This is a genomic window from Kitasatospora sp. GAS204B, from assembly GCF_029892155.1.
Lineage (GTDB): Bacteria > Actinomycetota > Actinomycetes > Streptomycetales > Streptomycetaceae > Kitasatospora.
Map to the genome: position 1 here is coordinate 55,706 of NZ_JARZAG010000009.1, position 13,905 is coordinate 69,610.

Below are 13,905 nucleotides of genomic sequence, written 5' to 3' on the forward strand. Positions count from 1 at the left end.
CACCCCGGGCGGAGGGCGCGAGGTCCGGGTCGTACCGATCTAGCATGGAGAAGCAAGTCCTCATCTCCAGGCCCGCGCCGCAGCGGCAGGGAGGCCGGCATGGCGTTCGACACGGCTGGTTTCGAGCAGGCGGACGGCTACCGCTACATACCGATCTCCGAACACGGCCTGATCGGCGATCTTCGTACGACCGCCCTGGTCGGCACGAACGGCACCATCGACTGGTACTGCTGCCCTCGCTTCGATGCGCCCAGCGTCTTCGGGTCCATCCTCGACGCCGACCGGGGCGGGTCGTTCGAGCTGGCCGCCGAGGTCCCGACCCGCACCCGGCAGTTCTACTTCCCCGACACGAACGTGCTGATCACGCGGTTCTTCGCCGCGGACGGGGTGGCGGAGATCCAGGACTTCATGCCCGTGGTCGACGAGTCACGCGAGGCGTCCCGGCACCGGCTGATCCGGCGGGTGGTCTGCGTCCGCGGCACCCTCCCGTTCAGGGCGCGGATCGCCCCGCGCTTCGGCTACGGCACCGAAACGCACACCACGCACCTCGAAGGAGACCACGAGGCGGTGTTCCGCTCCCCGTCCCTGACGCTCGCGCTGACCGCCACCGCGCCCCTGGAGAGCGACGGCCTGGACGTGTGGTCGCACTTCAAGCTCCTCGAGGGCGAGTCCAACGTGTTCGCCCTCGACCGGCTCGGCGACGGCGTCCGGCCTCGGTCGTGTCCGCGTGCCGAGGCGGAGGAGCAGGCCGAGGCGACCGTCCGGTTCTGGCGCCACTGGCTGGCCGGTTCGCAGTACCACGGGCGGTGGCGCGAGATGGTGAACCGATCCGCGCTGGTGCTGAAGCTGCTCACCTACGCGCCGACCGGTGCGATCGTCGCCGCCCCGACCACCAGCCTGCCCGAACAGATCGGCGGCGAGCGCAACTGGGACTACCGGTACGTCTGGGTCCGCGACGCCGCCTTCTGCGTCTACGCCATGCTGCGCCTCGGGTTCACCTCGGAGGCCGAGGCGTTCATGGGGTTCCTCGGCGAGCGCGGCATCATGCGCGGCACCGGTGCAACCGGCCCGCTGCAGATCATGTACGGCATCGACGGGCGCAGCGACCTGCCCGAGTACGAGCTGCCGAACCTGGAAGGCCACCTCGGCTCCGCACCGGTCCGGGTCGGCAACGCCGCCACCGGCCAGCTCCAGCTGGACATCTACGGAGCCCTGATCGACTCCGTCTACCTGTACGACAAGTGGGGACAGCCGATCAGCAGCGACCGCTGGGCCGAGGTCGGCGCGATGGCGGACTGGCTCTGCGAGCACTGGGACCAGCCCGACGAGGGAATCTGGGAGACCCGCGCGGGCCGGCGGAACTTCGTGTACTCGCGGCTGATGTGCTGGGTGGCACTGGAGCGGGCGATGCGGATGGCGAACCGCCGCGGCCTGCCGGCCGACCTGCCCCGCTGGCGGGAGTCCCGGGACGCGATCTACCGGCAGATCATGCAGCGCGGCTGGTCGGTCGAGCGGGGCGCGTTCGTCCAGGCCCTGGACGACGGCGAGCTGGACGCCTCGCTGCTGATGATGCCGATGGCCAAGTTCGTCTCGCCCACCGACCCCAAGTGGCTCTCCACGCTGGACGCGCTCACCACGGACCTGGTCTCCGACTCGCTGGTCTACCGCTACGACCCGGCCAGCAGCCCGGACGGCCTGCACGGCCCCGAGGGCACCTTCTCGATCTGCTCCTTCTGGTACGTGGAGGCGCTGGCCCGCGCGGGCCGGCTGGAGGAGGCCCGGCTCGCCTTCGAGAAGATGCTCACCTACGGCAACCACCTGGGTCTGTTCGCCGAGGAGATCGGCCCGACCGGCGAGCAACTCGGCAACTTCCCCCAGGCCTTCACCCACCTCTCGCTGATCAGCGCCGCCTTCAACCTCGACCGCGCGCTGGGCTGACGCACCAGGAACCCGGGGATACGCGATCAGCCCAGCTCGGGAAAGGCTCCGGAGCTGGGCTGATGCTGGGATTCTGGCTGGTCGACTGGTGGGCGCGGACGGTTTCGAACCGCCGACATCTGCTTTGTAAGAGCAGCGCTCTACCACTGAGCTACGCGCCCCCGCCGCATGCCGGCCCTGGGGTGGGGGTCACGCGGTGAAGAGTAAGAGTACCTGGTCGCGGGCGCGGCGCCGCGCAGGGTGCGGGGGTGGGGCGGTGCAGGCGGGGGTGATCGGCGACAATGGGGGGTCGGGTCGGCGGAGCAGGGAGCGCTTGTGAGGGCGGCGGGTAGCGCGCGGGGGTTCGCGGGGCTGGTGCTGATGCCCGTGGCCGTGATCGGGGTGCTGGCGGGGGCGGTGGCCGGGTCGTTCTCCGCAGGTGGGGGCTGGGGCGGCGGCGGTGGCCGGTCGCGGTGGCGGCGGGGTGACGACGCGCAGCGGGCGGCGGCGGTGGCCGCGCGGGATGCGGCGCAGGAGGCGTTCTACGAGCTGGACTCCGCGCAGCGCGAGCTGGAGCTGGCCGTCGAGACGGTGCGGGCCGCCGAGCAGGGGGCGGCGGTGCAGCGGGCGTTGGCCGACTATCAGGACCTGCGGGGGCGGATCGACCAGGTGACCGTCGGGTACCTGGACGCGTTGGACGCGGTGGACCTGGAGGCGCCCGAGCCGCCGCCGGGGGCGCTGGCGCAGGCCAGGCAGCGGCTCGAGCAGGCCAGCCGCGAGCTGGCGGCCAAGCAGGCCGAACTGGCGAACTTCCTCAGCCGTCTGCAGCCGCTGGTGCAGCACGCGGAGGCCCAGCTGATCAAGGTGGCGCCGGCCGTCGAGCAGGCCAAGCGGGCGCTGCTGGGAGCGAGCGGCGCGCTGGACGCGGTGCGGGCTGCCGGGCTGCGGGCAGACGATCTGGCGGCCCGGCTGGCGGAGTTGGGCCCGGAGCTGACCCGGCTGAACGAGGGCGCCAGCCGGCACGGCGTACCGCAGACGCTGCAGCGAGCGCAGGAGGTGGCGCGTCGGGCGGACGGGATCCGGGGCGACGCCGAGCAGTTGCCGGAACGGGCCCGCGAGATCGACCGCCGGGTCGGCAGCCTGCGGACCCGGATCCAGGCGCTGGAGACCAAGGCGGGCACGGTCGAGCCGACGCTCAGCGAACTGCGTCGGCGCTTCTCGGCGGCCTGCTGGCAGGACCTGCAGCGGGTGCCGCAGCAGGTCGCGGAGGCGGGCCGGTCGGCGCAGGGCAAGCTGGCCGACGCGGGGCGGGCCCGGGACGAGCAGCGCTGGGCGGACGCGACGGCGGCGATCGGGACGGTGCGGGCGCTGCTGGAGACCGCCGACGGTTCGGTGGCGGCGGTGGCCGAGCGGCTGCGGCGGCTGAACGAGGCGGAGCGCGACCCGCAGACGGAGATCGAGCGCGCCCGCTTCGCGCTCCGGGACGCCCAGCGGCTGGCGATGGCCGGCCGCCAGGCGCCGGACCCGCGGCACGCCGGGCCGCTGGACGCGGCGGTGGAGCGGCTGGAGCGGGCGTCGCGGTCGCTGGCGGCGGCCGGGCGGCACCCTGACTACTGGCACTTCCTGACCGAACTGGACGGCGTGCGCGGGACGGCGGCCGAGGTGGTGGAGCTGATCCGGGCCGAGCACGCGCGGCACTGAGGCCCGCGTGGAGCAGCCGGCCTCACCCGGCCACCCCTGCGGGTACGCTGCGGGCATGCCACGCTACGACTTCCGCTGCCGCTCCTGCGGCGCGACCTTCGAACTGCGCCGCGCCATGGCCCAGGCCAACGACCCGGCCGTCTGCCCGCAGGGGCACTCCGACACGGTGAAGCTGCTCTCCACGGTCGCCGTCACCGGCGCGAGCGGCTCCGCGCCGCAGCCGCCCGCCGGCGGTGGTGGCGGCGGGTGCTGCGGGGGCGGCTGCTGCAGCTGACCCACGGCTGACCGACGAAGCAGACCGGGACGAGGCAGACCGACGGGGCAGACCGACCGCTAACCGCGGCCGGCCGGGCCTCGCACGTGGGCGAGGAACGCCGCCAGGATCTCCTCGCCCGCGAGCGCACCGCGCCGCACCAGCGCCGTGAGCTGTGGCGCGGTCCAGCCCTGCTCGGCGAGTTCGCCGTGCCCTGGGCGCCAGGACCGGTCCGCGGCGAGCAGCAGGTCGGCGTCGAGCAGCGAGTCACCGGCGGCCAGCAGCTCGACCGGCACCCCATCCGGAGGCTCACCGGCTGCCCCGGCTGCCTCACCTCGACCGGCCACCCGGCGCAGCACCTCCGCCACCGCCCCGCTCTTGGTCAGCGCCCGCGGCACGGCGTACACCTTCCGCCCTTGCAGCGAGACGACCCAGCCGCGCTCGGCGCACCAGTGCGTCAACTCCGCGAGCCACGCCTCGGGCAGCCGGTCCCGCTCGACCACCAGGTAGGCGAAGAGGCCTTCGGCAACCCGCCGCTTCAGCATCCAGTCAGGTGCACCGCACCGGGTCAGCCGGTCCACCACCTCCGCCAGCGGCGCCCCGCTCTCGGCGAGCCGGGTGGCCACCACGGCGTCCCAGTCCCGATCCGGCTCCCCGGCCACCAGCAACCGCCCGCCGTTGGCGCAGACCGCGTAGGCCGGGGAGCCGGCCGCGCCCGGCAGCCGGACCCGCCGGTACTGCTCCACCGTCCGGGTGGTGACCGGCACGAACACCGCCCGGTCCGCCAGCTCGGTGAGCAACTCGGCCGCCCGCTCGGTGAGATGCGACAGCGGCGCCTGCGCACCGTCGCGCTCCACCAGCCGCAGCCGGACGTCCGAGCCGGCCGGCAGCTCGGCACCCCGCGTCGAGTAGATCAGCGTCCGGTCCAGGTCGCTGGCCACCACACAGATCTGACGAATCGTCACTTCACCCTCCCCGTGGCGCCGGTCGCACCTCGGCTGAATCTCGGATGGATCAGCCCGACGCAGGAGTACGGCAGCTCGTCCACCTCCTCGACCGGGACCCCGCGTTGCGCGGCCAGCAGTCGGATGTGGTCGAGGTCCGAGCCGACCCCGCGCCGGGCCAGCACCCGCCACGGGACCCGGCGCAGCAGCACCCGGGTCGTCTCGCCCACCCCGGGCTTGACCAGGTTGACGTCCCCGATCCCGTACTGGGCGCTGATCCGCTCAACCGCGGTCCACCCCGCCCAGGTCGGCTCCCGCTCAACCGCCGAGGAGGCCACCCCGAGCACTGCCCCGCCCGCCTCCGCCAACTCCGCCCGAACGGAGGGAAAGTGGGCAGCGACGATGTCCAGGAACGCCACCGAGACATCCGCGCGGCCCAACTCCCGGTAGTACTTCGCCCCGTGGAAGTCCTCGGGGCCGATCAGGTCGTCCCGCAGCACGGTACGCGAAACCAGCCCGGAGACCGTGGAGTTGAGGCAGGCCGACGGGATCAGGAAGTCCTCCCGGGTGCCGAACGTCCGCACGCAGCGCCCGGGGTCGGCCAGCACGGCGAGCTCCGGGTCGAACGGGGTGCCCGCGAGCGCGGCGGCCAGCTCCCGGGCGATCGCCCCCTTGCCGGTCCAGCCGTCCACGAAGACGACGTCCGACGGATGGTGACGATCCATCAGATAACGCAGCGCGACCGGGTCGATGCCGCGGCCACGGATGATCGAGACGGCGTAGTGCGGCGCCTCGATCCGGTGCTCGGCGGCCAGCCAGCGGCGGATCAGGATCCCGACCGGGGTCCCGGCGCGGGCCAGCGAGGCGAGCACCAGATGCTCCCCCCGCTCGTGCAGCAGCGTCTCGGCGACGGTGCCGACCGCCAGCGCGATCCGCCGTGCCGAGCCGCGCAGCGCGAGGTGGAACAGCTCCTGGTACTCGGGGCTCGGCTGGTACTCCACCGGCAGCGACTCGGCGTAGTGCGCACCGCCCGACTGCACCGCCTCCTCTCGCTCCTCGGTGGACGCCTCCAGCGCGACACCGGACAGATCGGTCAGCAGCCAGCCCACCTCCGCCGCCGGGTAGGAGGAGAACTCCGGCCCCCGCAGCGGACGGGCCGTCACCGGGCGGTACTCCGGCAGCACGGTGAGCACCACCTGGTCGGTCACCTCGCGCAGCTGGGCCAGCAGGCCTTCGGGCGCGTGCAGTTCTGGCGTGTCGGCGGCCGCGTCCACGACCAGCACGATCGCATCGAACCGCCGCCCCGCCTCCCGGCCGGGGGCCACGTTGTAGGCGAACCGCGGCTCGCCGCCCTCGCCCGGCGCACCGTGCGCGGGAAAGCGGAGCCGGGTCCGGATCGGGTAGCCGGGATCGTCCACGGCGAGCACCGGCGAGCGGGTGGTGGTGGAGAACCAGACGTCCGCCGACCAGGGCGTCGCGCGCAGCGTCCCCCGCAACGCGACCTGCAGCGCCTCGGCCAGCCGCAGCGGCGCGTAGATCAGCTCCTCGCAGCCGAGCACCAGCACCCGCCGCTCACCGCCGGCCAGCTCCTTGGCCAGCAGCTCGCCCAACTCCGGCAACGCGGCCTCCAGCCGGACCCGCTGCGCGCAGACGAAGCCGTGGCGTCCGCCCTCCGGCACCCCGACCGGCCACGGCAGCGGCACCCGCACCACCTCGGCGGCATCGCCACCGTCACTGTCACCTGCACCAGCAGCGCCACCGGCACTGGCTCTGGCACGGACGCCGGCGACGGCCGCACCTCCGGCACCCAGCTCCGCCGCCAGCCGCCGAGCCCGCTCCCCGGTGCCGGCCGGCAGCCGCACCCGCCCCTCGGCCAGCGCCACCACCTCGATCGTCACCCCCAGCTCGGCCGCGAAGGTCGCCAGCCGCTTGCGGTCCGCCACGCCCCGCAGGTCCACCAGCGCCGCCAACCCGTAGCGCCGCCGCGGCCGGTGCCGGTGCAGCGCCGCGATGATGTTCAACGCCGTCTGCCCGGTGGACAGTTCGTCATCGACCAGGATCAACGGCCCGGCCGCGGAGAGCAGCTCGGGATCCGCCGGCAGCAGCAGGTGCGAGGTGGCGTGCGAGTGCTCCTCCTCGAAGCCGGCCGCCGGCTCCAGGCCGGCCACCGGGCGCCGGGTGGAGTGCAGGTAGCTCGCCTCCAACTCGTCCGCCACGCAGTGGCCGAGGCCGGTCGCGGTCTCCGCGAAGCCGAGCACCGTCACCGGCTCACCGGGCCGCAGGTCCAGCCGCGAGCGCACCGCCGCGCCCAGCCGCCGCCCGGCGCCGTAGACCACGGCGGGCCGCTGCGGCACGTGCTTGCCCAGCACCTGCGAGACCAGCAGCTGCGCCCGCCTCGGATTGCCCTCCCGGACGGCCAGTCCGAGCAGCTCGGGCAGCTCGGCATCGCCGTGCAGCCCGATCCCGAGCCGGTCCGCCACCCAACGGCCGCTCCACACCGCTTCGGTGGTCACCGTGCGGTCCCCCCGTCCCGGACCGCGTCCCGGCAGGCCGCGTACAGCTCCGCGAAGCCCACCCCCGGGCGGGCCACCCCGAACACCTCGGCCCGGAGCAACACCCGCTCCGCCCAGGCCCGGTGCGGCTTGGCCTCGTTCATCTTGTTGCCGTACGCCGAACCCGACACGCCCAGCCCGCCGCCGGGCCCACCACCCAGCACGTCCTGGGCATCCCGGTACTCCTCGTGCGTGACCACCGATCGCGCGTGCACCGCCGGCACCTGGCTCGGATGGACGCAGGTCTTTCCCAACAGGCCGTTGGCACGGTCGAGTTCGATCTCCCGGAGCAGCCCGGCCAGCTCCACACCGCCGACGCCGAGCGGGAAGTACTCCCAGACCGGCCCGGTCACGGTGTACCCGGTCCCGTCCGCCCGGCCCAGGACGTTGACCACGTCGCCGATCACCGCGGCCACCAGCGCCAGGTCGTAGGCCGTCAACTCCGGCGCACGGCGCAGCCCGTAGGCCGCGCAGAGGTCGGTGACGCCGAGCCGGACGGCCAGCACCCGGTCCCGGAACTTCGCCAGCAGCTCCGCGATGCGCAGCAGTTGGTCCCGCCGCCGCTCCAGCATCGCGAGCTCGGGGGATTCCAGCACCGGCATCCCGAACAGCCGCTGCCCGCAAGCGGTCTCGGCCGCCGCCAACGCCGCCAGATAGGCCTCGCCGAGTTCTTCGGTGAACTTGGGCAGCACGAAGCCGCTGAGCAGCCGCGCCGACTCGCCCAGCCGCTCGATCAGTTCGCCGATCTGCTCCGGCGCCCGGACCCGGACGAAGAGCAGTGGCAGCTCCACCGCCCCCGCGCCGCCCGAAAGCCCGTCACCCGCCAGCTCCCGCAGCCCGGCGACCAGATTCGCCGCGCCGGCCGCCACCTCCCGGTCGGCGATCGCGTCCTCCAGGCAGAGGACCATCGAGACCACCCCGCGCGCCGCCTGCTTGCGGACATCGGCCGCCAGGGTGGGCCGGGTGGCCGGGAGGTAGAGGGTGCCGCCCAGCGCGGTCGCCAGCGTCACGGCCGGGCCGTGCCGGTCGAACGGCACCGGCTCGACGAGGAAGAGCCGCCGGCGGAGGTCCGGGCCGAGGTGGCCGAACTGGCGCAAAATGCACTCCCAGGGAGGTCGGGACGGGCGGGGCCGAGGAGGGCGGGCCGGTCCGCACGGCCGGAACCGACGGCTTTCCCGGCCGCTCGAGAAAATCTCCGCCTCCCCCGAATTCCCAGCTCGCCCCACCTTCGGCCGCCTATCGTACGGTCCTTCCAGTACCGGATGGTGATCGGAAACATGGAATTCGCTGAACATCTCAGCCCACGAATTACTTGCGAAATGACGCAAGTTTTCGGCCATCCAGCCGCCCGCCCGAGCGGCGAGGTCCCGCCCGCACCCGCGTTGTCCACACCCTCGGCCAGCAGGCAGGATGAGTGCCATGACGCACGTGATGGCGAAGGGCGCCAACATCTCGCTGGCCACGGCCGCGGTTCGCGCCGTGCTGCGCTGGAGCACGACGCCCGGGGCACCGGACGTGGACGCCTCCGCGCTGCTGCTCGGCGCCGACGGCAAGGTCCGCTCGGACACCGACTTCGTGTTCTACAACCAGCCCCGGCACCCCACGGGCACGGTGCGGCACCGGCCCAAGTACCGGGTGCCGGGTACCGCGGAGATCGCCGACACGGTCGAGGTGGACCTGGGCAAGCTGCCCGCCGAGGTCCACCGGGTGGTGCTGGCCGGCTCCGCCGAGGAGGGTGACTTCCGCGCGGTGGGCGCGCTGCGGGTGTTGCTGTACGACGCGGCCGCACCGGCCGAGGGCGAGCCGCTCGCCGAGTTCCCGGTCGGCGAGGTGGAGGCGGTCTCCGCGCTGGTCTGCGCCGAGTTCTACCGGCGCGAGGGCGGCTGGAAGTTCCGCGCGGTCGGCCAGGGTTACGCCTCCGGGCTGAGCGGGCTGGCCACCGACTTCGGCGTCACCGTCGAGGACGAGACGCCCGGCGCGCCCAAGGACGGGGAGCCCGCCAACTACGCACTCGCCCCGGCCGCACCGATCGCGCCCCCGGCCATGCCCCCGGCCGCACCGCCCACCGCCAGCGCGAGCGCCCCGAACATCCCGCCCGTCCCCGCCACACCGCCGACACCCCCGCCGCCGGCCGGCCCGCCCGGCTACGGCTACCCGCCCCAGGCCGCCCCTGCCGCCGCGGCTGCCCCCGGCTACGGCTACCCCCAGCAACCTCCGCCCTACGGCTACCCGCCCCAGGCCGCCCCCGGCTACGGCTACCCCCAGCAGCCCCCGTCCTACGGCTACCCGCCCCAGGCCGCCCCGCCGGCGCCGCCGACGCCGACGACGCCGCCCCTCGACCCCACCTTCGCGCTCCCGCCGCAGGGCCCGCAGTTCCAACCCCGCTGACGTTCGCCCGCACGCGGCGCTAGTCCTCCTTGTACCCCCGCTGCCACTGCATCCCGAAGCCGTACAAGCGGTCCAGGTCCGACTGGAATCCGTGCACGTACCGCACCTCCCGACGGGCCGTCAGCTGCCCGCCCTCGTTCTCGATCAGCACCACCGCACACGAACGGGCCGCCGACGCCCGCTCGTCCAGGTTGACCTCCAGTCGCGGCCCGCTCGGCGGCACGATCTGGATCTGCGCGTGCGTCTGGTCGAAGGCCGGCGTGCCGTCGTAGATGTAGACGAAGATCAGCAGCCGCTTGAACTGGTCCTTCTTCTCCAGGTTGATGTACATGGTCTCGCCGGACGGCGCCCCGTACTTGTCGTCACCGCTCAGCTTGATGTAAGGCGGGTGCTGGAGGTCGCCGAAGAACTTCCCGAGCGGCTGCACCACGCCCCGGGTCCCGTCGGTGAGTTCGTACATGCAGGCGAGGTCCAGGTCGACGTTCTCGGCGCCGCCCTGGGTGGTCTCGGTCTGCGCCGCACGCAACGACCGCGGCTGGAGCAGCTTGCGGCGCAGCGCGCCCTGCGAGCCGGCCACCTGCCGCGCGGTCCAGTGCAGGTTGACGAAGAGGGTGCCGGTGGTCGGCCCGTCCGAGGTGATCGGGTAGTGCGGGCGGGACTTGGTGAGCGTCACCTTGCCGACGTTTCCCATCATGTCGGGCATGTTGCGCTCGCCCCGCAGGAACTCCCAGATCGTGGCCATACCGAACGCCCCCAGCCCGAACGCCTACTCCGACGCACCCGTGACGACCGCGGCGCACCCTGACGCACCATTGTGCACTGCGGTCCATACCCAGTACCGGGCCTGAGACACCGTCGGATGAGATGCCTGGTCAGCGCCACCCGAGTGGCGGATGGCCGGGTGAACGTGACTCCCGTACCATGCGGCCCTCTGGGACGCGATATCGTCTAGCCGCACAGGTGTCCCTCCCCTGACGACCCGTCGCACCAGGGGACCGTCCCACTCCCGCCCGACCGCGGAAAGCAGAGGCCTTCCTCGCAATGTCATCCTCCACTCAGCTGGTCTGGGCCGTCATCGGCGGCGCCGCCCTGCTCTTCATAGCCATCCTGGCGACCACCCTGCGCGCGAAGGGCGCCAAGGCCACGGCGAACGAGGACTCCTGGGAGCGCAGCGAGGAGCGACGCCGCCGCAAGGAGACGTGGTACGGGATCGCCTCGTACGTACTGCTCTTCTGCTGCGCCGGGGTCGCGGCCGCGCTCTCCTTCCACGGCCTGGTCGGCTTCGGCACCCAGAACCTGGGCCTGTCCGGCGGCTGGGAGTACCTGGTCCCGTTCGGTCTCGACGGCGCCGCGATGTTCTGCTCGGTGCTCGCCGTCCGCGAGGCCAGCCACGGTGACGCCGCGCTCGGCTCGCGCCTGCTGGTCTGGCTGTTCGCCTTCGCCTCGGCCTGGTTCAACTGGGTGCACGCGCCGCGCGGCGGGGACCACGCCGGTGCACCGCAGTTCTTCTCCGGCATGTCGATCTCGGCCGCCGTGCTCTTCGACCGCGCCCTGAAGCAGACCCGCCGGGCGGCGCTGCGCGAGCAGGGCCTGATTCCGCGCCCGCTGCCGCAGATCCGCATCGTGCGCTGGCTGCGCGCCCCGCGTGAGACCTACGCGGCCTGGTCGCTGATGCTGCTGGAGAACGTCCGCAGCCTGGACGAGGCGGTCGAGGAGGTCCGCGAGGAGAAGCAGACGAAGCTGGACGCCAGGACGCAGGCGCGCAGCGCCGACCGTCGCGAGCGAGCCGAGCTCAAGGCGATCTCCCGCGGCGGCATGCTGGCCCGGTCCCGCTCCGGCCGCCAGGTGCCCGCCCTGACCGCCGGCGGCGGCGACGGCCAGCCCGCTACGGAGCCTGCTCTAGCCGAATCCGAGGACCCGATGGCCAGGGTCGGCCCCTCCGCGCTGGAGCCCGCCGCGCTGGCCGCCGCCCCCCGCCGCACCGCGGTCGGCTCGGGCAGCGCCGCCGGCGGGAGCATCGACCTGACGGCCCACGACGACACGCTCTCGATGCCGACCGTCGACTCCCCCTTCGACTCGCTGGAGCGCAAGCTGCGGGCCATGGAGAAGCGCCTCGGCTGACAGCCGCTCAGCAGACACACGTGGGGCCCGGTTCGTTCATCGAACCGGGCCCCACGTGTACGTCTGACGCGCGCTACCGCCGGCCGGCCTGGGCCGATTCCAGCGCTGCCGCCACGTCCTCGTCGTCCTGGGCGACCCGCCGGTTGCGCAGCATCGAGGAGGCGAGCGCGGCGCCGATGAAGGCCACCCCGATCAGCCCGGTGACGACCTCCGGGATCTTCTTCTCGATCGAGACCAGCAGGATGACGGCCAGCGCACCGATCGCGTAGTGCGCGCCGTGCTCCAGGTAGACGTAGTCGTCCAGGGTGCCCTTGCGGACCAGGAAGACCGTCAGCGAGCGGATGTACATCGCGCCGATGCCCAGGCCCAGGGTGATCTGGAAGATGTCGCTGGAGATCGCGAAGGCGCCGACCACGCCGTCGAAGGAGAAGGAGGCGTCCAGCACCTCCAGGTAGAGGAAGAGGAAGAACGCGGCCTTCCCGGCCACCAGCACCGCCGACCTGCCGGGCCGCGGGGCGAGCGCCGCACCGCCCACGCGCTCCTCCTCGCCCTCGGCGTCCTCGCCCGCCTCGTCCTCGTCCTCGTCCTCGTCCTCCAGGCTCGACTCGAAGACGCCGGAGAGCCCGTTCACCCCGAGGTAGGTCGCCAGCCCCAGCAGCCCGGCGAGCAGGACCGTTTCGGCGTGCTCCTTGGCGAAGAACCGCGCGGCCAGCGCGAGGGTGATCAGCGCGATCACCGAGGAGAGCGCCTCCAGCCGCCCGATCCGCTCCAGCGGCCGCTCGATCCAGCGCAGCCAGTGGTAGTCCTTCTGCTCCAGGATGAAGTCCAGGAAGATCATCAGCAGGAAGATCCCACCGAACGCGGCGATCGCCGGGTTCGCGGCCTCCAGGTGCTGACCGTAGGTCAGCCCGTTGTAGGTATGGCTCGAGTGGAGCGCCAGGTCGATCACGGTGCCCGGGCTGATGTGCGCGGTCAGCGCCACCACCAGCAGCGGGAAGAGCAGCCGCATCCCGAAGACGGCGATCAGCACACCCACCGTCAGGAAGATCTTCTGCCAGAACGGGTTCATCCGCTTCAGCACGGTGGCGTTGACCACGGCGTTGTCGAACGAGAGCGAGATCTCCAGGATCGCGAGGACCAGCACCACGCCGAAGCCGTCGACCCCCCAGATCAGTCCGGCCGCGACCAGCCCGGCGATCGTGATCCCGAAGGACCATCCGAAAGTGCGGAGGAACACGGTATTACTACCTTTCGGTGACGTGGCGCGCCGAGGAATTGACGATGCCTTTACTGTACGTTGACTCCAAAATCGAGGGCGATCCCGCGCAGCCCGGAGGCATAGCCCTGGCCGACCGCCCGGAACTTCCACTCGCCCTGGTAGCGGTAGAGCTCGCCGAAGATCATCGCGGTCTCACTGGAGGCGTCCTCGGTCAGGTCGTAGCGGGCGATCTCCTGCCCGCCCGCCTGGTTGGTCACCCGGATGTAGGCGTTGCGGACCTGGCCGAAGCTCTGCAGCCGGGTGTCCGCGTCGTAGATCGACACCGGGAAGACCACCTTGTCCACCTGGGCCGGCACCAGGTCGAGGTTGACCACGATCACCTCTTCGTCGCCCTCGTCGCCCTCCTCGCCGCCGACCAGGTTGTCGCCCAGGTGCTCGACCGAACCCTCGGGGCTCTTGAGGTTGTTGTAGAAGACGAAGTACTCGTCGCCGAGCACCCGACCGCCCGCGCAGAGCAGCGCGCTCGCGTCGAGGTCGAAGGGCGCGCCGGTGGTGGACCGGGCACCCCAGCCCAGGCCGATCTGAACCTGGGTCAGACCGGGGGCGGCCTTGCTCAGCGAGACGTTGCCGCCCTTGGCGAGCGTGACACTCATCGTCGTCTTTCCTCCCACTCCCTGGCGGTCCGCAGCGTTCGGCACGACGGGAAGGCCGAAGAACCTGTCTACGCCCGCGCGCCCGCACGTGGTTGCGAACCATCCACTGAACATCCTGAACTTCGAACCTATCAAGGTGGTCGAACCGCTGGTCCGC

At 72.6% G+C, this 13,905-nt stretch carries 11 protein-coding genes and 1 tRNA gene; 5 read left to right on the forward strand and 7 right to left on the reverse strand.

Translation table 11 applies throughout. The features are described from left to right. Window positions 1–99 precede the first annotated feature (99 nt). Entirely contained in the window at window positions 100–1,938 is a 1,839-nt protein-coding gene (locus P3T41_RS14580; protein ID WP_280690252.1) for a glycoside hydrolase family 15 protein, read from the forward strand. A gap of 86 nt (window positions 1,939–2,024) precedes the next feature. Here the strand turns inward: P3T41_RS14580 and P3T41_RS14585 are convergent. After that, window positions 2,025–2,099 (reverse strand) — tRNA-Val (locus tag P3T41_RS14585). A 154-nt stretch (window positions 2,100–2,253) separates the two neighbouring features. On the opposite strand from P3T41_RS14585, the gene P3T41_RS14590 reads away from it, so the two are divergent. Both P3T41_RS14590 and P3T41_RS14595 read left to right on the forward strand, forming a co-directional pair. Continuing rightward, window positions 2,254–3,618, forward strand: coding sequence for a hypothetical protein (locus tag P3T41_RS14590; RefSeq protein WP_280690253.1), 1,365 nt, complete (start codon window positions 2,254–2,256; stop codon window positions 3,616–3,618). Between the two features lie 55 nt (window positions 3,619–3,673). Next, complete coding sequence (locus tag P3T41_RS14595) at window positions 3,674–3,892, forward strand: zinc ribbon domain-containing protein (protein WP_280690254.1); 219 nt, start codon at window positions 3,674–3,676, stop codon at window positions 3,890–3,892. Window positions 3,893–3,951: 59 nt separating this feature from the next. On the opposite strand, the gene P3T41_RS14600 is transcribed toward P3T41_RS14595, so the two are convergent. From P3T41_RS14600 to P3T41_RS14610, 3 genes are read right to left on the reverse strand one after another with little or no spacing between them, the layout of a single operon-like run. Beyond that, window positions 3,952–4,836: an HAD family hydrolase gene (locus P3T41_RS14600; protein ID WP_280690255.1), complete on the reverse strand. Its 885-nt coding sequence runs from the start codon at window positions 4,834–4,836 to the stop codon at window positions 3,952–3,954. Next, on the reverse strand, window positions 4,833–7,328 hold the full coding sequence (locus tag P3T41_RS14605) for a phosphoribosyltransferase (protein WP_280690256.1): 2,496 nt from the start codon (window positions 7,326–7,328) through the stop codon (window positions 4,833–4,835). Before P3T41_RS14605 ends, P3T41_RS14600 begins: the two co-directional genes overlap by 4 nt. Beyond that, entirely contained in the window at window positions 7,325–8,464 is a 1,140-nt protein-coding gene (locus tag P3T41_RS14610; RefSeq protein WP_280690257.1) for an HpcH/HpaI aldolase/citrate lyase family protein, read from the reverse strand. Before P3T41_RS14610 ends, P3T41_RS14605 begins: the two co-directional genes overlap by 4 nt. A 322-nt stretch (window positions 8,465–8,786) precedes the next feature. Here P3T41_RS14610 and P3T41_RS14615 point away from each other — a divergent pair, with 322 nt between their 5' ends. Continuing rightward, complete coding sequence (locus P3T41_RS14615; RefSeq protein WP_280690258.1) at window positions 8,787–9,755, forward strand: TerD family protein; 969 nt, start codon at window positions 8,787–8,789, stop codon at window positions 9,753–9,755. A gap of 19 nt (window positions 9,756–9,774) precedes the next feature. Here the strand turns inward: P3T41_RS14615 and P3T41_RS14620 are convergent, their stop codons facing one another. Next, a complete protein-coding gene (locus P3T41_RS14620) occupies window positions 9,775–10,497 on the reverse strand; it encodes a Tellurium resistance (RefSeq protein WP_280690259.1) in 723 nt (240 codons plus the stop codon). A 299-nt stretch (window positions 10,498–10,796) separates the two neighbouring features. Here P3T41_RS14620 and P3T41_RS14625 point away from each other — a divergent pair, with 299 nt between their 5' ends. Further along, the gene (locus P3T41_RS14625) at window positions 10,797–11,876 is read left to right on the forward strand and encodes a DUF2637 domain-containing protein (protein ID WP_280690260.1); all 1,080 of its coding nucleotides are present in this window, start codon (window positions 10,797–10,799) and stop codon (window positions 11,874–11,876) included. Between the two features lie 73 nt (window positions 11,877–11,949). Here P3T41_RS14625 and P3T41_RS14630 read toward each other — a convergent pair whose 3' ends face one another. After that, on the reverse strand, window positions 11,950–13,113 hold the full coding sequence (locus tag P3T41_RS14630) for a DUF475 domain-containing protein (RefSeq protein ID WP_280690261.1): 1,164 nt from the start codon (window positions 13,111–13,113) through the stop codon (window positions 11,950–11,952). A gap of 50 nt (window positions 13,114–13,163) precedes the next feature. Next, entirely contained in the window at window positions 13,164–13,748 is a 585-nt protein-coding gene (locus tag P3T41_RS14635) for a TerD family protein (RefSeq protein ID WP_280690262.1), read from the reverse strand. Between the last annotated feature and the right edge of the window lie 157 nt (window positions 13,749–13,905).